Raw genomic sequence first — 23852 nt, forward strand, 5'->3', positions numbered from 1 at the left:
ATGTTCTGCGTGGAAGTACTGCCTCGCCATACGCTGAAGCCGGAATGACATTACCGGCCACAGCGAATCGCCGGCGAAATAAGATCGACGAGCTATGTACCAAGTTCCGTCTAGGTTCGATAACGGCGAACCCTTTCCTACTGGCGGGAAAGCTTCCCTGTGACGTGGAACAAGGGGCCGCCTTCCGACGACGACGCATCGTAGGAAAGAGTTGTGCTGCTCACCTTCGTCAGTACAACTGTCACGGTCTCACCGTCGGAGTTGTGCTGGTAGGTCATCCGGTTACCCGAAATCGTTCCGTCAATCCGTTGCACACCCCCCTCCACGCTCGCAGAGTTTGATGTCCCGCTCCCATGGTTTCCATTGACCGAGATGTCTAAGATGACAGGTCCGCGCGCCAGGCCCCAGCCGATCGATCCGGTCCATCTACCTTGGAAATAACGCGGCCCGCCGCCGTCAGCCACCTCACCGCCGCCCGGCCTCCTTCCCTCGGATTCTTTCGACGCGTATTGAATACATCTCTTGATCTGCACCGATTTTTTAGTGATTGGCTTGGTCCCGAAAAAGCTCTCGTCTCCGCTGTTACCGTTCTTGATAACGGTAGTCTGCGGAGTGTTGTCGAGGAAGTATTCCACTTTCGAGCATGAGGAAGCCGAACTTTTCACCGTCGCCTCGGCCGAATAATTTCCTTTCGACCCGGAGGTGCTGTCGATCGATATCGTTGCACGGCATGATCCCACTGGCTTGTCGAAATCGCATTCCGAGAAGGCGACTGTCGGCGACAGCGTCACCGCGATGGCCAAAATTAGTTGTCGCATTTTGCTCTCCTTGAAACCTGTATCGATGATCGATACCACGCGAATCTATCCCTCTAATCCTCCAATTGGGGTAGATTCGCGCGACCGCTAGACGTTCGGCGGCCGCGCGGCCAAGAATTCCGGATGGAAAGCTTTTAATTGGTCGCAAGCCGCGCTCGTTGAAGAGCCTTATCGGGTCGATACACGGACCGGCTGTCGTATGACCGGAGTTGGCGCATTGTTGCCGTCAATTTTGCAGCTGTGCTTGAGGAAAACACCGGTGGCGGGCGGAAGCAACAAGTTGACTAAGGTCGCCTGCGCTTGCCACCCCGGTACCGAGGGGAGCGCTAGGCGCAATCATGGCCGCTCGTGCGGCACGCTGTTGGTGGATGGCGAGAATGTCGGGAACATCCTCAGGGAGGTCTTGCCGTACCGTTCGTATGCAGCGGTAGCCTTGGGTTCGTGCAGTAAGGTCAGCGCCTGTGGTGTGTCGATATCGGGACCGTCGGTTGTCTTGCCGTCGATCAGGCGGTGCAGAAGATTCAGCACGTGCGTCTTGGTCGCCACGCCCGCATCCAGGGCGAGTTCCACAGCCTGGACGACGACCTGGTCGTCGTGACGAAGAACGAGAGCGAGAACATCGACAATCTCACGATCACCGCCGGGGCGCCGAAACAGCTGGTCCTGCAATTGCCGAAAGGCCGATGGCAATTCTATAAAGGACGCACCATTGCCTAGCACCGGACTCGCGCCGGATGACTGCAAGGTAATGCGGCCAGTCGTAAATTGTCCGCGGCGGCTTGTCGTGACTGCGTTCTATGATCCGCGGATATTGCCCTCGGCTGCAACGACCAGGCGCTCGGGATAGATCCGAAGGCTGACAGGCCGGTTCGCAAACGATGCAGGCACGCTGTAGCGGGTTCGTTCGAAGGTGATCAGGCAGGTGGGCGAGACACGCTTGCTCTGCTGGACGAAGCCGTCAAACGCGGCGGAGAGCTCCATCAATGCTGGTTGTTCTGCGAACCAAACATCTGCAATCGTGGCGGACAAGGTGCCATGCGCTGTCTCCCGCCACAGGTCCTGGCAATGCTGTTCCAGCAGGCATTCAAAACCGCCAGATGTGGAAAGTCCGGCATCTGTTGCCACAGCCGCGGTCGGGCATCCTGGACGTTCTTCTCGATCTGACCCTTTTCCCAGCCTGCGGCGGAATTGCAGCTACTCTCCCGGATAATTTTCGTCCGCATACTCCAGTTGTGGTAGGCCGCCCGCGAATTGTTCGTGTATCTCTTAAACTCCATTTTGAGGGATTGAGCATGCGCATCGTTGACCCCGTATTCTTAGCTGCTGGATTTTTGGCTTCGCCATCATTCGTCCTCGCAGCGGCCAACTGCAATTTCGATAAGCCAGTGGGTAGCTGCACGGGGACTATTCAAATTTTGAGTGCGGCGGTTCCAAGCCCAGCTACAGCGCCGAGATCAAGGTCACTAGTTCTGCGCCATCCTGCTCGAAGGTCGAATATTACCTCGACAACACGCCGCAGTCGACCATTCTGCGTGCAGGCAATTCCGAGGAGGAAAGCCTGTCTGGCACGACGCCGATTTCCAAGGGCAGCATCGCAGTGCAAAAATGCACTGCGTACGAAGATGCAGCGGGCGGGAAGAAGAATACGGAAGACGCGAATGCGTCGCTGAGCGGGACCTGGTCCTACAACCTCGACTTGGAAACGATCAAGGGAACCGTTACCATCCGTTTTACGGACAACGACGGTTCTATTTCAGGGACGTCGACTTCCAAAACCAACGAACAGTACCTTCCTGGCAAATGGAAGAAGATGACGGAGATAAAATCGTTGAGCGGCACCCGCGAGGGCGCGAGTGTCACCCTGACATGGGCCGGCAATTCATTTCCGCTGCACTTCGAGCTGAAGGGACGCACGCTCGTCGGTGAAGACGGGCAAGTTTGGGCGACACGACGCTAGGCGTAGCGGGCTAAACCGGTGAGAACAATGTGGGAGCGCAAGATCGCTTACGAATGGCTGATCGCTGGCCGTCAACGACTTCGAATGTTCTCCGCCGCTCGATAGGTGCCCCCGTCGCCCACTGAGGCGATGCGCCGAGGCAGGGCGCGAGTTCTGCTATCTGTCGGCGGGCAACAGTCCTCTTGAGAGCCTGCCTGATCGCCGCGCCACCTATCGGAGATATTGATGTAGCAATCTGCCGCCCTGTTCAGCGGCGAAGAAATAGGGTCAGAACAACTTCTGTGGACAGAATGTTTCAAAGACCGAGGCATCACGGCGTCTCGCTTACCGAATTGTAGATGATCAGGACATTACATCCTTCACCTCGCGCGATCCGATCGTGGCCAGCGGTCGATGACCGCGCTCACAGGCCGGACATATGACCGCACCGTCCAATGAAGATTCATGCAACAAAAACCTTGCTAACCGGGCCGTTCCACATATGAGTCAGAGCCGGCTCTCAGTGGAAATCAACACACTCCAAGGAACAACCGCCCTTATTACCGGCGCCTCCAGCGGTATCGGCACAGATTACACACGCCGTCTGGCCGCCCGAGGCCATGACCTCATCCTGGTCGCCCGGGCGAAGGACCGGCTGATTATTTCTTCAGTCGGTCCTGAAGAAAACGGGCAGCGCGCAAGAGCGTGCATCCGAGATGCCCTTCCGCCGGATGTCAGGGACGATGTCTTGATTGTGGTCGGATGCCTGTATTCGTTGTTGTCCGACAGCGGAACGGCAAAGCGGGCGACTTCGCTAGCGAGACCGAAGTGGCCAACGGCTTAGCTGCCGCTTTCCGACCCCCTGCTTCCATTTTCTCCCTCAGCGCCTGCGGTAAGTCACGCTTCGAAGGTACGACGTAAGCGTTCGTGATGATCAGGTCGGCAACGGACTTCCTCGGCTCAATTCCCGATGGAAATATCCTACTACACCGGGTCAATCAGCAGACAGCTCTTGCATCTAAAGCCCCCTTACGATGTCTCCTCCATTTGGAGGATGCGGATATCTGGCTTTTCTGTGTTTATCGGGCTGCTCGCTTCATGGAGCGCGGCATGATTTCGGTCAGGAGCGAGCGTCTCCGCAAATTGAACTGGGGATTAAAAATATGAGCCTGATGAAATCCGTCGGAATGGGTGCGGTCACGTCGATCGTTGTCTTACTGAGCGGGCAATACGCGTTCAGCGCGGACATCTGTTCGGACGCCTACATGACACAGCAGATTCAACCTTATGCCGCCCGTGCACAGCGCGCGACCGGTGTTTGCGGCACCGCAAAGGCAGGCATTGCCCTTTACAAAAAGAGCATCAGTCTTGTGAATCCATGCGTGAGCGATCCAGAGCTGCGGGCTTACAAACAGCAACTCGAGCAGCTTTTGCGCGATGCGCAAGAACAAGCAACGTCCTCGTGCGGTTGATCTCAAGATGAAAACGGCACTCCTGACAGCGGCCTGCATGGTGGCGCTCACTATGACAATGCTGCACACATAGATCAATTTACATCAGAAATACATGGAGAGGGATATGAAAAAATTGAAGCTCGCAGCTATGGTACTATGCGGGATGTTTGCCGCTCCCGTGGCCGCATCTGCAACCTGCTTGACCGTCGACAACAGTTCCAGTTCGAGCTATTGGGTCAACAATTGCAATGTGTGGATAAACGTCCGCTGGCGCGATCAAGGTCTTTGCAATAGCGGCTGTATGGACGACGTCGGGCCGGGCGGCAGAAGGACGATGACGAAAATCAGAGGGCGGGTCGTTTGGAAAGAATGCGAGGGGCGATATTGTAGCCCTTGAATGCGGTCCTGCTGCCATGATGCAGTCTAAGAGCCCGTCCGAGAACTGGGTTGAGTGATCGGGCCGATGATGATTCCAAGAAGGTGTCTGAAGCCTGAATGGAAGCGCCATGTGGAACCCGACCACCCGGCGGCAGTATAGTCGCAAACAGCCACGATACGAAACCGACCTGACGGACGCGGAATGGGCGGTGATAGCGCCTCTTCTTCCGCGATCCTCGTCAGACGGATCGCACGCCGCTCGTGAATTCTCGGACGGACTCTAAGGAGCGTCCTCGGCCCTGGTGGCGATTGTCTCAGCAGGTTGTCGCCACCGATGAGAAATTGACCAATGATTTGAAACGGGCTTTTTAGCCGAGTCTAAGCCTTATGATCAATGACGAGTCTAAGCCTTATGATCAATGAAATGAGTTCGCTTTGGTTGGAAGCGTTGGTTCTGTCGAAGATCGCTCGAAGGTGGCTGCGCGCCGTCTCGTAGGTGATGTTCTCAGTGAAAATCAACATCCGGAAGGGCTGGGACGACCTCGGCAGTTCGCTGGAAAGCGCCGTCACCGATGCCGACTATGCTTCGCTGGCGCGCTGCACCCAGTATGCTCACTTCACCCCCGAGTTCATCATCCGCGCGGATCTGGGCGGCCCTTCAGCGTCTCGGCTGGCATGGCGGACGTGTTCTGGAGCCAGGGATCGGCACGGGACTGTTCCCGGCGCTGATGCCAACAGCTCTCAGGGATACCAGCCATGTTACCGGAATCGAACTCGATCCGGTAACGGCACGGATCGCCCGGCTGCTTCAGCCGAAGGCGCGCGTCATCAACGCCGACTTCGCGCGAACCGATCTCGACGCGATCTATGATCTCGCCATTGGCAACCCGCCCTTCTCCGATCGAACGGTTCGCTCGGATCGGCAGTACCGTCCGCTCGGTCTGCGGCTGCACGACTACTTCATCGCCCGGTCGATCGTTGGTGGGTTCGCCAGGCGTGCTGAGGAAATCATCGATGGCGAGCTCGATGCGTCGCCGACAATCCGGGCTGTCGTGGAAGCATTGATGCGGGCACCTGCCAACATCCTTGAGCAGATCCGTCATCTCGAGGCGAAGGTTCGCTCGCTAGCGCGGCAGAACAATGTTGTCAGACGGCTGATGTCCGTCCCTGGTGTCGGCGTTAACCGCGAACACCACATTTGGTCGACTGAGCCTATCCAACGCCATGATGAGGCGGTCAAAGTGCCGACCTCGAAGAGAACCATGAGCCTGACCTGCGATGCCAGCTGCGACCAGCTTGACAACCGCGATTAGAGAACTCCATGGGACACGATCCCGCGCGGCTCGAATGCATCGCTGGCAGCGCGTGCCAAAAGACTTAGGTCCGCTATACAAAGTGGTATCTTAACGTTCATCTCGTTTGTTGTTTAAACTTTAGCGCGAGGCCAATAGGCGGACCGAAGCTAATGCCCTCGGCCCGAAGGAGAGGATAATGCTCAAGCGGATCGCGTTAGCTTCAGCTCTACTGCTGTTTCAAGACCCTGTTTTTGCAGATACCCCGCTGGATATCATCGGGGTGGAAAAATCCGTCAACGACGTCGCAAGACGCGCGCAGGAAACGGGTGACCAGATCGCGAAAGCCTTCGCCCAACAAGCGATCATCGTCATCTCCGAGTGGAAAAGGGCCAATGAAAGTCTAATCAATCATACATTGGATCGAATTGATGAAGAATCCCGGCGGACCTTCACAAATATCAACAATATTGCGACTCGTCTCCAAGCAGGCCAGGCTGTTGCTGTAGTCGATATTCAGCGAGCGATGGCGGGCGCTGCTGGTATTGTCAGCGCGCTCCCATTGACAAATCAAGAACCTGGAGTTTCGTTTGTTTTCCCGACAATTTTAACTCCTGGGACCGAAGGAACGGCCTCAGTTCACCTAATCGGAGCTAAAATTGCCGACGCGAACCCGAAGATATCGGGAGAGGTCCCTATAAAGAAATACACCGATCATGAGGTCGGTTTCGATATTAGCAGAGACTCTTTAAAATTCGAGGATGGCCATGTTGGGAAGGCAACTTTCAAGCTCAGTTACGACGTGAGTAAATCGCGCTGGTATAACCCATTCTCATGGTGGTCAGTTGAAGAACGAACTCGAGACGTGGAGTTGACCTTACTTCCCCGGATCCCTGGTTCCGTTGAACTTAAGAAGATTGTGCGGAGCGACAGCTGGGAAACGACGGTGGACGGCCCCCATATTGTGGGAGGCGTGGGACAGGACAATACCTATCGGACTGGATACCATCTTACACCAAAACAAATTGAGGAGGGGTGGAATATCGATAAGGTCGCTCAGGAGAAAGCGAAATTTGACGATAATAATGGAGACGGTGACGGGGGAAGTTCATGCACTGGGTGGGATCCGGCTCGTTTCGATAACACCTTTGCGGGATTCAATATCCAGCATGGGCACAAGACCTCAGGCTTTAGTAAATCCGACGCGCATCAGAACTGCCGGATTTGGATTGCTTTGAAACGCAAAAAACAGATTGATACGGCCTTACCTCCCGAAACCAAGGCGTTGCATTGGTCAGAAGACACTGATTTCGATATTCCAGAGAATACCACTGCTTACGCGATGAAAATGACATTATACACCGGCCAAGGTTACACAATTACGAAGGATGATGAGATCCCATATTCACTGTTTCAGATAATAAAAAACAAAACCACCGTGAAATTTCGACCTCTGCCACAACGAGAATTCTAGCGGCACGGCCGGGGCAGATGAAAAATGCGAAGAACTCATTTTTCTCTAACCCTCTTAGGATGCGCGCTTCTCGCATCAATGAGTTCAGCGCGTGCGGAGGATTACACCACGGTTTGGCTTCAGCCAAATCGGGCGGTGGATGTTTATTGGAACATCAACCTCTCAGGCAAGGTGTATTTGGCTGCCGATGTCAAAGGTGAGCCTGCATGCCTAGAGTACTGGTGGATTGCATGGCCATTCACCCAGATCAAGAAACTAGGCACGGTCTGTGGCCGCGCCACTTTCGATCTTCCTGGATTGAGAGACTTCGCGATAGGCGGAAAACTCCGGGCGGGTGGGGCCACTTCTCGCACTCGACTCAGGGGAACCTCCGACGAGCGAGTAGCTCACAGGTTTCCCGGGATAATGTTCTAGAACGCGGAGTAAGCGGTTGATGCGCTACGAGGTACCCTTCAAGCGCCATCCCAATGCCTCTTGAGATCCATAATCGTGCTCGCTTTAGTAAATAAATATTGATTTATTTGCGGATATCACAATGACACCGCCCGGCCTTGGGCAAAAGTTGAGCGCTCAGCAGGCTGCGAACCCCGTAGTCTCTCGCAAGATTTTGGTGCAGGTAAAAACGCGCAAAAAGACGGTCGGCAAGGCGGACATAACCGACGTTCGCGACACGCTTGAGAGACATGATGCTGACGGCATTCTGGTCGTTGTTAGCCCAGGTTGGTGCGAACGACCTCTATAACTATTGCGAACGTTTGGCAGAAAAGGGCGTTTGGATCGATCTTTGGGGACGATCAGAACTCGAACAGCGGCTAGCGCGCGCACCTCACATTGCGAAGCGATTTTCGGACACCGTCTGGGAGAAAAAGTGACTTGATAGCCCACCACAATGTGGAGGCCTGTATCCCAAGGTAAATGGCTTGTTTTACTGGATAAATTTAAGTATATTATATGTTAAGAATAAATTATTACTGTAGACACATTTGTATGATAAATTTATATTATGTTAATAGGAGGCGTAACCGCAATTTATTTAATAAATCTACAAAACTCATTTTTATATGAATTGATAATATATTGTGAAATCTAAGTCGCGATTCGTTCTTAGCCGCGCATCAAATCTCGGTGCTGGGTGTATTTTGCAATCGATGCAATTTAACCGTTTGACACCTTAGCTAAACTACGGAAGTATTGTTCCGCGCACCTTGGTTTCAGACAACTAAGCGACGCCAATGCAGCAACTTTGATTGTGGTATCTGGCAGGGGAATAAGGTGGAAATCAGCAGGGTTGGGGGAAGCCTGGGCGCTGGCGTGCGTCCGGTGGGCTGGCAGGATGTCGTCAATCCACGCTTGACGCGCCGCGGTCTTTTGGGAGGGCTGGTGGCGGCTCCGGTAGTGCTTTATGCGAACGCCGGATATGCGGCGGACACATGGTACGATCTCGAGTTCCTGCTCTCTGACGACCAGAAAATCCTGACGGTGCTTGAGATCAGGGTCGTCTCGCAGCCGTCTCCCGGCGGCGAGGCGCCGGTGGGCGCATCGCCGCCCGAAGTTCGCTCGATCGCCTGCGAATGGAACGTCCCGGCAATGGCGTTCGGTTCGGACGCCTTCTTCGACATGGCTGAACCCGCAGAAAAGTACATCTCTGTGAGCGATCCGGCGCCGACCAGGACCTTTTTCGTGCGCAATGTCCAATATGGAATGCGTTTCGGCCGGGACGACAAAAATACGCTCTCGATCAACAAACGCAGACCGGGCTTCGTCGCCTTCACCTTCGAAAGACGAATGCGCTGGACGATCAGCTACGTAACGGATCTCTGGCTGCTCAGCAACGGCAAGCCGGACAGCCTCGCCAGCAGCCGGAGCGCCTTTCTTCATGTCTTTCTCGGCAAATCGCTCGATCCCGTCATAAAACCGGACCTTCCCGACAGTCTTCGGCAGCGACCTTTCGAAGACGTCGTGCATAGCCGCGTGGGACAGACGCTTAAGATCATGTTCGCCGATCAGATCAATGTCGGTCCCGGGGCCGCCGGCGACCTGCGGATATTCCTCGACCGCGACCTCGTTTGGACCGTCCACCGCATGGAGGGCAACACGCTCATCACGCATGAAGGGCAGGTGCGGCTAAAGGAGTTAGGCTTCACATGGCGGCGTGCCACGATGCTCGATGCCGCCAATGGCAGCAACGTGGTACCGGCCAGGGAGACGATTTATTTCTCCGGCAACGCCGGCCCCGACGACATCGAGATCGCCGGAGTGAACGGATGCCTCGATATCGGCCGTGCGGACGGTCACCATGTGAGGATACGGCCCGGCGATCTGTGTACCTTGCGTTTCGATGCGATCGTCGGCCCGGCGCCGACCCGTTCTAAACACCTGCAGGTGGTTTCGGCGCTCAGCCTCGGCGAAGGCATCGTGGCGGTCGGTGACGGATTGGAAACCCTGAGCGACGGCGTGGCCGGGCGCAATCTTGTTCTCACCCAGACGGATATGCCAGCGAGCCGTCCCGACGACCGGATGCGGCGAACCGCGTTCTGGGGAAATGCAACGGGCACGGGTCCCTTGGTCAGCAGGCCTATGCCGGAAAAGTCGAGATGGCACGAGCGGGGCGAGATCATATCGCCCGTCGGACGCATGCGGATCGGCGAACCGGTTCGCACGGCGATGGAAAAAAAGGCAGATGCCGGAGCCGGGACCGCCGGCGAAGCGGTGATCACCCCGCCGTCGGAAATGGCGACGGTGATAACGGTGACGCGGCGCAACGCCTCATGCGATCTGCCGGGCGACGAGCAGGCTCTGAGAACGCGCGAGCAGCTTGTGCGCTTCTTTCAGGCTGCCAGCGGCGATCGCGGCGGAGCGTTGGATGCCACTCTCTACGTGTTGCAGGATCGTCCTTTCAAAGGCGACGCCCGTGGCTCCATCCGGCGCATCCATCTCGACGTATCGCTGTTCCGCATCAATGCGGCGCTGCCGGATACCAGCTTCAGCGTGCTCACGTTCAAGCAGGCGCCGCTGCGACTGGTCTACGAGGACGGCAAGCCTATCGCCGAGCTCAAGGGGGGAGAGTATCCGCGCCCGCTCGCCTCCAGCTTCGTATGGCTGGGGCGGGATGTCGATCGCGCAGCCTGCTTCGATCTTTCCTTGGCCACGCTGACCTGCGGCCGCGACTACGACCTGATGAAGCTGCGGCTGCGCTTCCACGACTTGCTGCTGGAATACCGTCCCGACCCAAGGATTCGGCCGGCGCGCGAGGATGCGCGGGTCTGGATCGGCGAAGACGGAGCCGTGCACGACAGCCGGCCGATCCTGGTCGCCGAGTTCGATCCCCAGCACGTGATGGAAGAGGCGATCTTCCGCCCCGAAACGCAGCCGCTGCCGGATGTGGAGCTGCAAAAGCCGACGAACGCAGGCCCGGACGATAAGACTTGGACGCACGAGCGCATTCTGAATGAACTCGCCACCGCCAAGGACGAAGCCGTGCGGACCAAAATCCGCAAGGACATTCAGGACGCGAAGATCCTGGCAGAGGATGCGCAGAAAAAACAAGATCCGAACGCGCCGCGGCCGTTCAAGGAGATGGTCGACGCCTTCGCCAAGCTTGCGACCGGGCTGCCGGCGGATCAGCGGCTCTATATCGGAGCGATCGCGCTTGATCCCGACGGCATGGCGATCGCGCGCGGGCTCATGGCGGAGATCGGGCCGGCAGCGGTGCGCTTCGAGGTCGGCAACATGCTGAGCCGCATCGCCGCGCTGGCGTTGCCGCAAGGGGCTCTGGATACCGCCGGGCACCTGCTGCCCCTATCTAATCTCGCTGGGGACGATGCATTCCGCAACGCTCTGCGCAACGAAGCCACCTTCGAGGCGACGGAACCGCTTTACGGGGTCTTCCGAGGCTTCTGGCGCGACCGCATCGCCGTCTATCGCGCGCTCGCGCAGCACGGCACGCCGCTTGAGGATATCGAAAAGAAGCTCGGTTTCAAAATCCCGCCCAAGGCCGACCCGGTCGTGCACGGGAGACTGGGCGAATTTCTTTCCGCCAACAATCGCCCTCCGGGATGGCAGGCCGGCGAGGCGGAGGCGCTGGTCGCGGAGATCCGCGAGGCCTTCGTCAAATTCGCGCTCGGCGGCGAACCCGTGCCGCCACTGGTCGGTGCGCGGCTTTCCGGCCCCAGCCGCCTCGCCTTCCGTATCGAATGCGAGGCGCCAGTCGGCGCGAACGCCCGCGAGGCGAACACGCGGCCGAGTTCCGGCGACGGGCCGGCCCGCGCGGGCCCAGGCACACCGGTATTTCTGCCGATCCCGTTCACCTTCGAGGCGCTCACCGACTGGTCCCGCTACGAGCCGGCGGTGACGAAGCGGGCGCGCAAGCTGTTCACCGCGCTTCCCTCCGGCCTGTTGCCGCAGCCGGGCAGCCGCTCCGCCAATCCGAGCGACCACGCCATGATGCGCTTCCAGGGCTTTTCGCGGGCGCCCACGACCGGCGCCATGCGGATGGCCGAAGTGCAGGCGTCCCTGAAGAGCGAACGGATCGCCGACCTGGAAAGCGGGGCGGGGCAACCCTTCCCGGGCGAGCCGCTGGATTTCGAGACGGCGATCGAGATTCCCTCGCGTCTGACCCTTTCAACGGCGCAGGACGCGATTTGGCGAACCAATCGGCGAATGCCGCCGGAAGTCTATTCCGCGACAACGACCTATCCGCCGATCGGCGACATGCCGGTCGGGCTGGAAGAAGGCCAAGGGCTTGCCGGGCCAACGGCCTCCAGCCCCCAGCCGCGCGACCTGTGGACAGTTCGTCTGGAAACCGGCGGAGACACGCCGTCGCTTCGGGCGGTCTCCTCTCCGGATCTCAGGCCGCAGGCGCTCGGCTATCGCGGCGGTGAAAAGCGGCTGCCCGGACAAGGCGCGCCGCCGCGCGGACCCTACGCGCCGTGGTTCATCGGTCCCGAACAGATGGAAAGCGGAACGCTTAGGGCCGAGGACATGGCGTCCGCGCCTAACGGGGGCAATCTCTGCGCGGCTCCGGAAGGACCTAACAAGTACCGGCTTATCCGCTGGCTGTGCGAGAGGGCGGGTCTGAGAACGGCTCTGCCTGTGGAAGACTACACAATCTTCCGAACCTCGCTCGACGCGTTCGACCGGCATCAGCTCGTCCTCCTGTCCTCCGCCTACGGCCTGCCGGTCATCGGCAAGCGGCTGGCGAGGCCGGGAGCCGGCAAGGACGATGTCGAGCGGCCGGGCGGCCTGATCGCGAATTCGGGCCAGATCGAACCAGGTGAAGCATTCTCGCTGCTCGACGCTTCCGACGACCAGGCGCTGCACAAGCCGGTGCCGCTCAACGTCAAGGCACTGTCGCTCAGTGCGCTCGGCGGCTCGTTCCTGCACGAGACGGCGTTCAAGCCTTCCGCTGGCGCCGACGATCTCTTCATGCGGAAGATTTTCGAAGGTTTCGCGATCGATACCCTGCAACAGGATATCGTGCTCGGCCGCGATATTCGCACCGAAGTCGTCTACAAGGGGTACCTCGTGCCCTTGGGCCATAAGGCATCCTTTGTCAAATTGACGGAAAGGATCTTCATCCGAACGCCGGGACAGGGAATCAAAGCCATGCTGCGCCAGCGCATGTTCCTGCGTATGACGGAGCCGGAAAAGCTCTACGGCGCCCTGGGACAGCCACACTCCGGCCGCATGTGGTGCGGAAAGCGTGTCCGGCTTCTGGCCGACAAGACGCCCGATATCTTCGACCCGACGTTCGATCTGGGTACGCTGAGTTCGGCCACGCCGGAAGCTCTGAACGGCAGGATCCATCTCGGGAGCGCGCCTGGCCTTGCCTTCTGGCCGCGCACGGACATCACCGAAAAGGGGCTGTATCATTTCGAGGTCACGATCGACGGCACGCCGACGTCGCTGCCGATGATCTTCGTCGACAATATTGCCGCCACCACGCCAGCCGCGCTGAAGGCCGCCGTGGATCACTATAACGGCAATCTGGCCGACGGAAACGATGCACTGCGGGCGCGGCTCGTGAAGAATCGCAGGCTGACGATCGGCGGCCGGAAGATCGATTTTGCGCCGAACAGCAAATCGGGTGAGGCACAGTTCGAAACCGACGAAATTGCCATCCGTGCCCATGGCCGCTCGCTCGTCGCCGACTCGGCGAAATGGACCGGGGATCTGGAAGGCGAAGGCAACTTCTCGAGCACCGGTGTCCTGCAAGGCGCCGGCCAGCCGCCCGTCTATCCGGCGATGGAGCGGGCCCGGATCAGGCTCGGCTCGGTCGAGCGCATGGGCGGCGGCGGGCCGCGGCCGATCGACGTCCAGTATGACGGCCACTATGTTCTATATGGTTTCAAGGAGGACCACGTCGCCCGCGGTCTCGACCTGCCGGAGGGAATCAATGCCAATCCCAAGGAAGTATTCCTCAATCTTCGGTCGGCGCTGACCTTCGGCATGGGCGGCAACGGCGACCGGTCGGGTGGCATCGCCCGGCCGGAATCGCATATCGTGGCGATCAGCCGCAGCAAGGGGCCGCTCGGCGGCGACGAGACGACTTGGTGGAGCACGACGCGTCGGAACAGAACGCCGACTGACTGGACGATCCAGCAAGTGGATGGCAAGCCACAGACGGAACGTTTTGACACAGCGATGAAAGTGCCGGGGCTGGTTTCGCTGGCATACTATTTCAACGATGAGATCAACCGCCCCGAGCTGACGGAGATCAAGCGCGACGGCATACAGCCGGCTTTCACGCCGAAGCCCGTAAACCCAGCCAACAACGACGAGCGCGACAAGCAGCAATGGATCAAGCAGATCCAGTCCTTCTTCAGCCTCGACGCCAAACTGCTCGGCACGATCCGGCTCAAGGAGCTTATGGCCTTGCTCGGCGTCAGTGCCGACAGCATTCCGGTACTCAAGGAAGTACAGGAATTCGGGACGGCGGCATTGCGCGCCGGCGAACAGCTCGACGGTCTCGGCAACGACATCCGCAGCCGCGTCCTCGTGCCGTTGAACGACGTCGTCGCGACGCTGCACGCTGAATGGGCAAAGCTCGACCAAAACCTACGGGAAAAGCAAGGAAAGGCGGACATTCTCAGCCTTGCCGACATCTACCCGGAGATCGACGGCGGCCTGAAGGCGCTCGAGACTGCGCTGAGAAATGCGCTGGCCGCGGAAGAGGCAGCGGCGCTGGTGCCGCGGCTCGCCGCGGTCCATTCGGCGGCGCGCGGCTTGATCCGCGGTCTTGCGATCGTCGCGTCGAACCCTGTCGAGCGTCTGGAAGACGCCGTCATCGGCAACCTGCAGGAGCGTATCAGGCAGCTTACGGGCGCGCTGAAGGAACTGGAGGCCATCGCCGCCCGCCTCGAGGCGTTCAGGCGGGCGCTGATCGGCATGACGTCCGACGCGGCGGCGGAGACGGTGACTACCTGGATTTTCGAAAAAATCGCCGCCAACGTGCCGCCTGCAAGCGTGGATGTCACGGCCGCTACCAGGCTCGCCGAACTGCTGCCGCTCGGTCTTTTGCCTCCCAATCTCGGCGCGATCCTCAAGAGCTTCGGCAAGGATGTCGAGAATGACGCCGCCGCTCTGGTGCGAGCCGTCCTCGGTTCGCAGTCGCCGTCCGTGAAGGGTATCAGCCCGACATTGCTGGAAGCCGTGCGTGACGCGAGCCGCGACGCCATCCGGCCGACGATCAAGGCCACGATCCTCGCCCTGCTCGACGGCAAGCCGCCCGAGGATGTGCTGAAGGCGGCCCTTGAAAACTATGTCAAGACGTTGAAGACCCTCATCGAAACCGCGAAGACCAAAGCGACGGCGGAGTTGCGCACGTTCACAACGTCCACCGACCGCACCACCCGCAGGGCCGCGCTGGCGCTGCAAACGGCGCTGGATCGCTATGTCAATGGCCTTCTCGATCGTACGCTGGATTTTGTGCGCGCGCATTACCCCGACGAAATTCAGGCACTGATTGCCGGCCTGGAGCGGCTGACCGTCACCATCGGCAGCGCGCGGAAGGTGGCAGAAGCCGTCAGGGACGGCGCCCCAACGCCGATCCTGAAAGCCGGCGGAACCTTCGCCCGCGAGGTTCTTGGCATCGATGCGGAGGATATCGTCGTCACATTCAGAGACAAGGTGACGAAGGGACTGCTCGAATCCGCGAGGGCCGCCGCGGCAGGTCTTGCGGGTTACCTTCCGGTCGTCGATATTCCAGTACTTCTGGAAGAGGTCGAGCGTTGCGCGCCTCTGAAGCGTAAACCGCCGCGGGCCGCAGACTTGCCCATCCTCGATGGCGGTCAAGTGAAGGCGAGCAGCGCGCTGCTGCTTCGTCTCGGTTCCGCACTCGACGCGCTGAAAAACATCCGTGAAAAACTGCCTGACGTCGAAGATGCCCTTGACGATCCGAACATCAGGACCGACATCGCGACCCCGCTGCGCCGTTTCAACGGACGTGTCGCGGATTTCATCGGCAGCGGGGTCGCGCTGCCGCGCGGCCTCACCGAGGAGCTGACGGCACTCTACAGCGACATCGTTGACCTGCAGGTGTCGATGCGTGACCTCGACACTGCGATGGCGGGCAACGACCTCAACCGCGAGGCGATCGAGGCGATCGGCACGCTGATCGGTCACATCCGCCGGCTCGGAGCCGCCATCGCCAACCGATTGGGCGCGATGGTCGACCTGGTGGACAAGTTCGGCTGGGATAACGCGTCCTTCATCGCGGGGGGCGCGGTCGCCGCAGGGGTGGTGACGTATCTGCGCGCCCAGAACGTCGACTTCAACCAGCTCGATCAGCGGACGCGCGATATTCTGGACGATGTGGAAAGAGACGCCGCGACCATGGAGCGGGCGCTGATCGGCGCGATCGTTCCGGTAGTCGATGTGGCGCTGAAGCTGATCGGCATCAGCGTCGTGGGAGCCGCCCAAGGCATCGACGCGGCCATTGCAGGCTTGCAGGAACTGGCGAGCCATGCCCTCGGCCTCGGCCTGTCGCTCAGCCCGGAAAGCGGCAATGCGATCAAGGCGCTGAACGACGTCAAGGCGCAGCTCGGTACGTTCGTCGATCTGAAGGTGCCGGCCGCTCCGGCAACCTTGAAGGACCTGCTTGCCGCGCCGTTGAAAGCGCAAAACCCGCGGCCGACGCTCGCCGAGCTATTCCGCAAACCGTCCAGCCCTTCGGACACGCGCTCAGTCTTCGAGACAGCCGCGTGGACCCTGCGCGATCTCGAAGGAGCCGTGGTGCGCGAATGGCGCGGGCTGGAACGACGGCTCGCCGGCGCACCCGAAGAGATCAAACGCGCGACGGAAGACGCGCTGGCAGGCTCGGGCTTCTTCGAAACGATCGCGACGGGCTACGCGCAGATCATAAGGCTGCGTAACGATCTGCTGACCCAGGCCACCGGGAACCCCTTCTTCGCGCCGTTCGCGCGCCGGGCGCTGCTGGTGGAGACTGCGCCGGGCTTGGGTCCGGCGACGGGAGATACCTGCGACATCTCCGACAACAACCAGACAAACGCCGCTCTCGCCGAATGCGATCGTCTGGCGCAGGAAGTCAAGGTGCTGGCGGAGGCGCGCACGCTCGCCACGCTAACCGATCCTGTGGCGCGCGCGCGCCTTCGGCAGCGGGTCGCCTTCCTGATGGAAAGCTGGAGCGAAAGCCGGGTCGCCCCACTGATCATTATCGATCAGGCAAGGAACATGGGCAAGGACCTGCTGCGCGGCAATGTGCTGGCGGCGATCGACCTCGGCGCGTTCCGCGACCAGATCGAAGACGCCATCGCGGCCCTGATCCCGACGAAAGTCAAATTCTCCTACGATTTTAATTCGACCGTCGCCGAGCCGCCGAACACCAAGGCCGACATTTTCCAGCCGAAACTGGGGTCCGGCTTCGGTATCGTCGTGCGTGCGTCGTTCGACCTTCTGACGCAGAAAAGCGACTACTCGGCCACCGCCTATATCGGCCCGTTCGACATCTACCTGATCGGTGGGCTGGTCGATGCCCTGCGGTTGAAATTCGGCGGCGCGGCTTTTTCGATGGGCAGCGGCACGAAGGCGCGCCTCGACGTCAAATACGAAGACTTCGAGATCGGCAAGGATCTTGAATTCGCCCAGCAACTGCAAAGCTTCCTGTCACCCAAGGAAGGCAACGGCGTCTTCATCCAGCCGATGACGCGCAGCGCCGGCATCGAGGCGGGCTACGGCATCAATCTAGGGACGATCGGCGTCGGTGCCACATCTTTCTTCAACGTTTCGCTGAACGTTTCGGCCGAACTGCCGTTCGGCGACGAAGAATCGCTGTTCAAGGTTTCCCTCGGCCGCCGCCTTTCGCCGTTCAGCATGGGCGTCCTGCCTTTCGTCGGCTCCGGATATTTCTCGATCTTCGCAGCCGCAGACGGCGTGCGCGGCTTCGAGGCGGCGTTCGAATACGGCGGTGGCGGCGGGATCGGATACGGGCCGCTGACCGCCCAGTGCCGTATCTCGGTGGGCGTCTTCGTGCGTATCCTCAAGGTGAACAAGAAAAAGACGACCGAGATCTACGGCACCTTCTTCGCCGGAGGGTCGGCGAGCATCTGGATCTTCCACTTTTCCACCTCCCTTTACGTGCGCCTCGGCACCGCAGAGGGGGGCTCGATGTACGGCGAGGCGATCTATTCGTTCTCCTTCTCGCTCGGCATCGCCGACTACGATTATTCGATCACCGCCGTTCGCCAGGAAAAGGCGCTGGGTTCGCCGAAGACTGCATCGCTGCGGCCTGACGGGGGAGGCACCCGTTTTGCGGCGGCGGATGCGCCCTTCGGCATCGATTTCACGACGACCGGTGCGACACTCATCGATTCCGGTTTCGTCATCGTCAACGCGCGGGATCAATCGTCCGACTGGGATACCTATTCCGGCTATTTCGACGCCGACCTGCTTCCAGATGCATTCACGGAGGTATCAAGATGAGCGACCCAAAGGTTCTGGTCAGACCTTTCCTGCGCATCGTCGCAAACGGGCGCCGGTGCGCGGAAGGCGGCGACCGGCTGAAGTTCACACTTGTCGCTACCCCCGAATTCGGTGCGGAAAAACCGTTCGCCGAAGAGGAGGGTGCGTTTGAACTCCGGGACTGGCCTTCGGCCATGGCGGAAAGGCTGCGCCGGGGACGCGACGGCGAGCCGTTCGCCGGAAACAGCGGCTTGACACTGCATGCGCGCGGGATCGTCGCCGCACCGGTCCCGGCGATCGGGGAAGCAGGTTCGGATTGGCAGACGGTGCTCCTGTCAGCGGCAGCCGCCAAGGCGTTCGACAATGCCGCGCACTGGACCGAGATCACCCGGTTGTGGCAGCGCGCGCTGGCCGGCCCATGGGCGGAAGGGTGGAATCAACTGGCCGCCGATATCGCACGATCGCTCGGCGGAGCGAAACACAAGGCGGCTCTGTCGGAGACCTATGCGGGCGACAAGGAAAAAGTCCCGCTGGACGGCCGCGGGGCGCTCATCGCCGCATCGCTCGATCCTGCCAAAGCCGTGACCGTCAAAGGGGTCCTGCCAATCCGCCAGAGCGATTTCGCCATCGAGGAAGAGGGTGAACGGGCCGCGCGCGTGCTGGCCAAGCAGCTCAACGGTCCTTTCGTGGTGCTGGACGATCGCGAAGAACGGGATGACGCCACCTACGGCGAAAAATTCAATGCGGCGGTCGAGGGCAGCGACGAGGAACGCAGGCGTACCCGGCAGACGGCCGATGCGGTCGATGGCCTGATGCGGAAGGGAATCGAACCGGCCGTCCCGATAGAGAAGCAGACGAAGGCGCATGTCATTCCGCAGGCCGCCGATGTCGTCGTGGAGAAGTTGGCGACCGATGCCCCGCCGGTCGGCCGCGAGGTCTCGAAATCCGGTCGCGGCATGCGTCGCGCCACGCATCAGTACGGCACCTGGCTCCAGCGGCGGCCTCAATACGCCGTCGAGGCCGACAACCCGCCTCCCAGAATCTCAGATATACCGAGCGAAAGCGAGACGGACCGGCTGCATGCCAGAATGCGCGGCGTATTCTTCGCGCTGCAGGGAGACCCAACGCTGGCGCGCCTTTTTTGCCTCGCCATCGATTTCGAGGTTGCGGAAACCGAATTCCTTGCGAAAGTGGTCCAGGAAAAGGTGCATCTGGCCGTCGCCATGCCGGATCAGCGCATGGCTCTGGTCGCGACGGCCGCCTGGCGCCACGCGAACGGATTCTGGCCGGTCTCGGCTTTCGAGGCGCATGTCGTCGAACAAACAAACGACAAGGGAACGTCAAGCTACGTGGTTCTCGACCGGAAGGAGTTCGTCGAGCAACGCAACGGCATTTGGAAGCTCGGAGAAAAGCGGAAGCTCGTCGAGGAGACCGTGTCGAACGAAGCGACCACCACCGCGGAGGTCGAGGTGCCGCGTTATGACCTAGTTTCGCTCGACCTGCGCCGTTCCATCGATGGCAAGACAACCGGCCGCGATCGCGGCGAACCGCACCAGACGGGTGGTTTCAGCATTCTCGACCGGGGCCGGGCGGACCAGATCGCTCGCGATCTCGCGCTCTCGTCCATGCAGGCCGGCTCGCTTAAGGAGCCAAGCAAGGTGATCGTGCTGCATGCGGAGGAATTGACCATCGGCCGGCGCGTCGATGTTGCCGCCGCCAAACCCGAAACTGTGATTGCCGAACTCACATGGCGCAGCCTGATGCATCGCTATGTCGATTTCGACTTCAAGGCGGTGGCTCCCAACGTCAAAGGCGTTCTGAGGCTGCTGTTTCCCGAACAGGGTCGCAAGGGCCTGCTGGAAGAGGTGTCTTTCCAGGTCGCGGCGCGCTACATGCCCGTCACGGTCGCAAACGTCGATCAGGCCTGCGAGGCCGTGGCGGAAGAGGCGATCTTCCTCTGGGACGGCACGCCGGCCGGCGTCCTGACCGATTCCGGACTCGGGGCCGCGAGCAAGCAGGGAGACTTGCCGTTCGATCGAGTACTCGATTTGCCTGCCGGCAGACCCGATCAGGATATTTGCCCCGCCCCGCTCCGCTTCGGTTATCCCTATCTGTTTCGCTTCAGATCGATGTTTCTCGGCGGCGGCTCGCCCGGGCCGTCGGATTCCGATACGACCGATTGCACCAGGGCGGATTGCATGCTTCCTGCGGCGATTGTCAAGCCGAAGAAGGCCGCAACGGACACGGAGGTCGCGACGGTGAAACCGCGACGGTTCCTGCGTCACGAGAGCATCGGCGCGCCGGTACTGATGCTGCCGAAGGCATTGGCCGAACGTCGTCTGGCCCAGATGGGCTACGAGCAGGCGGATCAGGCGATCGTCCGTTCCTGGAATTCGGATTCCTCTCCTCTCGACGCGATCAGTGATTCAGACGAGATTAGGGGCGCATATGTAGACTCCGACGTACGGACCACGCCCTACGAGACCACACGCGTTTTCATCGCGCCGGAAGTGGCGCTCGACCTGGTGGTGCGTCATGGCATGCTCGACAAGGGCGATACGGCGAAAATCCGCCGCGGCGCGCTCACCGACGTGACCTTCACGCCGCGGCCGAAGGCCCGCCTCGACGAATCGGGCAAAGCCACCGTCGTACCCAGCGGATTTCCGGTGGCGATCACCAGCGAGCGCGATACGCTGGATCGCGAGGGCGCGGTCTATCGGCGAAGGCTCGCGGCGGCGGCGGCCACCGAACGCGGTATCCCGGTCTTCGAGGCCGGCGGCGCGAATACGACGGGCGAGGGCGCGCTCGGTTATCTTCCCGATCCGGCGATCGACCACTATGCGATCAGGGCCCGCATCAGGGGCAGCGACCGATATCTCGACGGCTTTATCGAAGCGAAAGCGTACGGCGCGACCGGATATCCGAACATGGTTCCGCTGGCGGTGACGGTGACGAGGACGGCCGGAGGCGCCAGGGCGGTTCGCCCCCGCCATCCTCGGCGCATTGAGGATATCGCCACACTGGTGAAGGCCACCTGGATGGACGAGGCCGGCAAAATCGACACGAAGAAGCCGCCGCGCGGCACGCTTGTCCACCAGTTGGTCCTGAAACTCTATCCAGGAGAAGACTTCGACATCGAAGTGGCATGCCTGCCTGAAGCTCAGACGTTGTCGCGCTACTTCTCGGTTCCGGAGACGATGGCGATGCAGCTCAAGCTGGCGGGAACGCAGGGACCGCGTTTCGAGCATCTGAAGGCCATTTGCGGAAATGCCGTCGCCAAGGCGTGCCAGTTGGCGGGGGGTGTCCAGCCGCTAACCGGCCTGGGCGGGGAAACCGTCTCCGATCAGGCGACGCTGGATGCCGTGGCGAAGGAATTGCTGACGGCGATGCAGACGAAGTGGGCGGTAGAGGAGATCGCTGCCGTCACGACGCTGCGCGCCTGCCATGCGATCAATAAGCCGGCTTTGTTGGCGCGCTGGCATGATGCTGAACCGGTCGTTGCCTTCAGGCAGCCCGAGACTATTGCCTGCGACCGGGTGACGGATCCGCCGCTCGCCGACCTGCCTGGCTCGACAGGCCTTTTTCTGAAGGGAAAAGTCGAGCTCGATCTCGCCCTGGTCGACAGCTTCCAGATCGTTGCCGAAACGGTGGCGGCCGACGGGCCGCGGCTGGACTCCGGAGAACGCGGCCGCAGCACGATCTCCAGACGATCCGGCCGGTGGCCGCGGCTGCTGACCCAGGTGGGAGAGGAAAGCTATGTCTCGGCGACCGACGTCGTGGGGTTTTCCGTGGCTGAGAACGGTCAGGTCACGCTGCCGCGCCAGACGGTCACGCTTCTCGACGTGGGAAATCTGCCCGCCTTCGGCGCCGTCGGCGAGGTTGAGAAGCGCCTCCTGGATCCCAAAACCCTGACCTGCCGGGTGCCGGAGCACCTGCCGTCGGAAGTCGCTCAGAATGGCGAGCATCCCGGCGCACCGGTTTTCGGCGCCACGCGCGGGCGGCTGACCTCGATAGAGCTTGCGCCGCTGTTTGCCGCCGCCAGTATGGCAGCGCCGATCACCCAGCGTATCGCCATGCAGCCGGGCGCGCGGGATGGCGCGGGCCGCACCCGCATGCTGAAGACCGAGCGGCCGCATATTTTCAAGGACACGCTGGCGCGCAAGCTGACATTGAAGCTGGTATCCGTCTCCCGTCAGGCGGCGGCGTTCGAGACCGCACCGGCCTATTTCCAAGGCAAGGAGCAATTGCTTTACCGCCGGCAGCCGCTGAAGCGGACGGATCAGGCTATGCTCGGCATGTCGGTTGCCGAAATCTGGATGAGGTCGACGCGCCGGCCGGCCGTGCCGGACCTGCGGCGGCCGGAACCGTCCTTCGTGATCGAGCGCAGCGCCGCAACCTCGACGCTCGGCGTCAAGACCTACGGCCTGACGCGCCGGGCGATGACAAGACTGTATTTCGGTCGGGGTTGGTTCAGTTCGGGCGAAGGCGAGCGCGTCGGCATCGTGCTGTGGCCGCCCGACTACCTGAAATTGACGAGCGCCGATATCGACAGGGACATCATCCAGTTCGGCGGCCGGGCGCTGCGGCTGCACGAGTTCGAGGACCGCGATCTGGGCGAAGGCGGCGCCTTCATCACCCGGTGGGGCGGGGACCCCATCCGCCAAGACCGCAGCCCCCAGCAAGGCAATTTCATACCGCCCGAGGCCTTCGACGATCTGAAGCGGCTGGGCCAGGGGCCGCATCGGCCGGGTTTCGAGTCACCCGTGCTGATGCCGATACCAAAATCGGCCTCGGCGAAGAAGGGAGAAGGTGGTGGCGCCGCATCGACCGATGCCATCTATGAACACCTGCCCGTCTCGCTGATTACCTACGAGCCCTGTTTCGATCTTGACCGCGAGGAGTGGTACGTCGATATCGATCTCAAGCCCATCCGTGCTTCCGAGCCCTTCGTCCGCTTCGGCGTCGTGCGGTATCAGAAGCAATCCATCTCGGAGGATCTCTGCGTCTCCGAACCGGTTTCCGTGACGATGCAACTATTGCCGGAGCGGCAGGTTGAGATCTCCGAATCAAAAAAGGCCGGATCCACCAACCGTCCGGTGTCGATCACGGTGAAGGGCCTCGGTTCGACCGACATCAAGGATCTCTCAATGGTCCTGCTTCCCGGCTCAGAAACCGAGCGAAATGAGTGGCAGAAGAATTTCGATACGCTTCGGCGGCCGAAGATGAAACTGGCGCTGTTCCATGAGACCGACATCGAATCCAGAGGCCTTGTCCGCACCCCGATCGAGGCTGAGGGTCTCAGGTTCGATGACGTATTCCAGCACGAGCTGCAGGAGCCTGAACTTGAAAACGCGACGCTAGTGTGGTCCTGCAATTTCAACCTGCCGGATGCGGTGCTAAACGAGCTCGGCAAAGGCCATCTCGTGGCCTATCTCGAAGAAGTCGACCGGCGCATGCCGGCTTCGTACCGCATCGAGCCGATCACGCCCGAGGCTATGTTCGCGCTGGACCGGTTCATCGATTCGGGGCCACGTTTCAGTGCACGGGTACCATTCCTGGAGGTTTGAAGTCCGCGCCGGTCGA

At 60.5% G+C, this 23852-nt stretch carries 7 protein-coding genes and 4 pseudogenes; 9 read left to right on the forward strand and 2 right to left on the reverse strand.

All coding sequences use genetic code 11. The annotated features are described in order from the left end of the window. Positions 1-137: 137 nt before the first annotated feature. Together AC1D3C_RS04445 and AC1D3C_RS04450 are read right to left on the reverse strand one after the other, a co-directional pair. Positions 138-857, reverse strand: a complete 720-nt coding sequence (locus AC1D3C_RS04445; RefSeq protein ID WP_477482066.1) for a hypothetical protein — start codon at positions 855-857, stop codon at positions 138-140. A 297-nt stretch (positions 858-1154) separates the two neighbouring features. Next, a pseudogene (locus AC1D3C_RS04450) lies at positions 1155-2011 on the reverse strand (Mu transposase domain-containing protein); the annotation flags it as partial. Positions 2012-2415: 404 nt separating this feature from the next. Here AC1D3C_RS04450 and AC1D3C_RS04455 point away from each other — a divergent pair. The 9 genes and pseudogenes from AC1D3C_RS04455 to AC1D3C_RS04495 all read left to right on the forward strand — a co-directional run bounded on the left by AC1D3C_RS04455 (position 2416) and on the right by AC1D3C_RS04495 (position 23836). After that, positions 2416-2775, forward strand: a complete 360-nt coding sequence (locus AC1D3C_RS04455; protein ID WP_477482067.1) for a hypothetical protein — start codon at positions 2416-2418, stop codon at positions 2773-2775. A gap of 481 nt (positions 2776-3256) precedes the next feature. Further along, positions 3257-3412, forward strand: a pseudogene (locus tag AC1D3C_RS04460) (SDR family NAD(P)-dependent oxidoreductase); the annotation flags it as partial. 505 nt (positions 3413-3917) lie between these two features. Continuing rightward, complete coding sequence (locus tag AC1D3C_RS04465; protein ID WP_477482068.1) at positions 3918-4226, forward strand: hypothetical protein; 309 nt, start codon at positions 3918-3920, stop codon at positions 4224-4226. Positions 4227-4714: 488 nt separating this feature from the next. Continuing rightward, positions 4715-4834, forward strand: a pseudogene (locus AC1D3C_RS04470) (transposase); the annotation flags it as partial. 275 nt (positions 4835-5109) lie between these two features. Then, a pseudogene (locus AC1D3C_RS04475) lies at positions 5110-5563 on the forward strand (hypothetical protein); the annotation flags it as partial. A gap of 514 nt (positions 5564-6077) precedes the next feature. After that, entirely contained in the window at positions 6078-7352 is a 1275-nt protein-coding gene (locus AC1D3C_RS04480; protein WP_477482069.1) for a hypothetical protein, read from the forward strand. Between the two features lie 535 nt (positions 7353-7887). Continuing rightward, positions 7888-8094 (forward strand): restriction endonuclease, encoded by a 207-nt coding sequence (locus tag AC1D3C_RS04485; RefSeq protein WP_477333111.1) that lies wholly within the window; start codon positions 7888-7890, stop codon positions 8092-8094. 530 nt (positions 8095-8624) lie between these two features. Next, positions 8625-18290, forward strand: a complete 9666-nt coding sequence (locus AC1D3C_RS04490) for a hypothetical protein (protein WP_477482070.1) — start codon at positions 8625-8627, stop codon at positions 18288-18290. Further along, positions 18287-23836 (forward strand): hypothetical protein, encoded by a 5550-nt coding sequence (locus AC1D3C_RS04495; protein WP_477482071.1) that lies wholly within the window; start codon positions 18287-18289, stop codon positions 23834-23836. Before AC1D3C_RS04490 ends, AC1D3C_RS04495 begins: the two co-directional genes overlap by 4 nt. Positions 23837-23852 lie beyond the last annotated feature (16 nt).

The sequence above is a fragment of the Neorhizobium sp. P1_A6 genome (assembly GCF_056406795.1).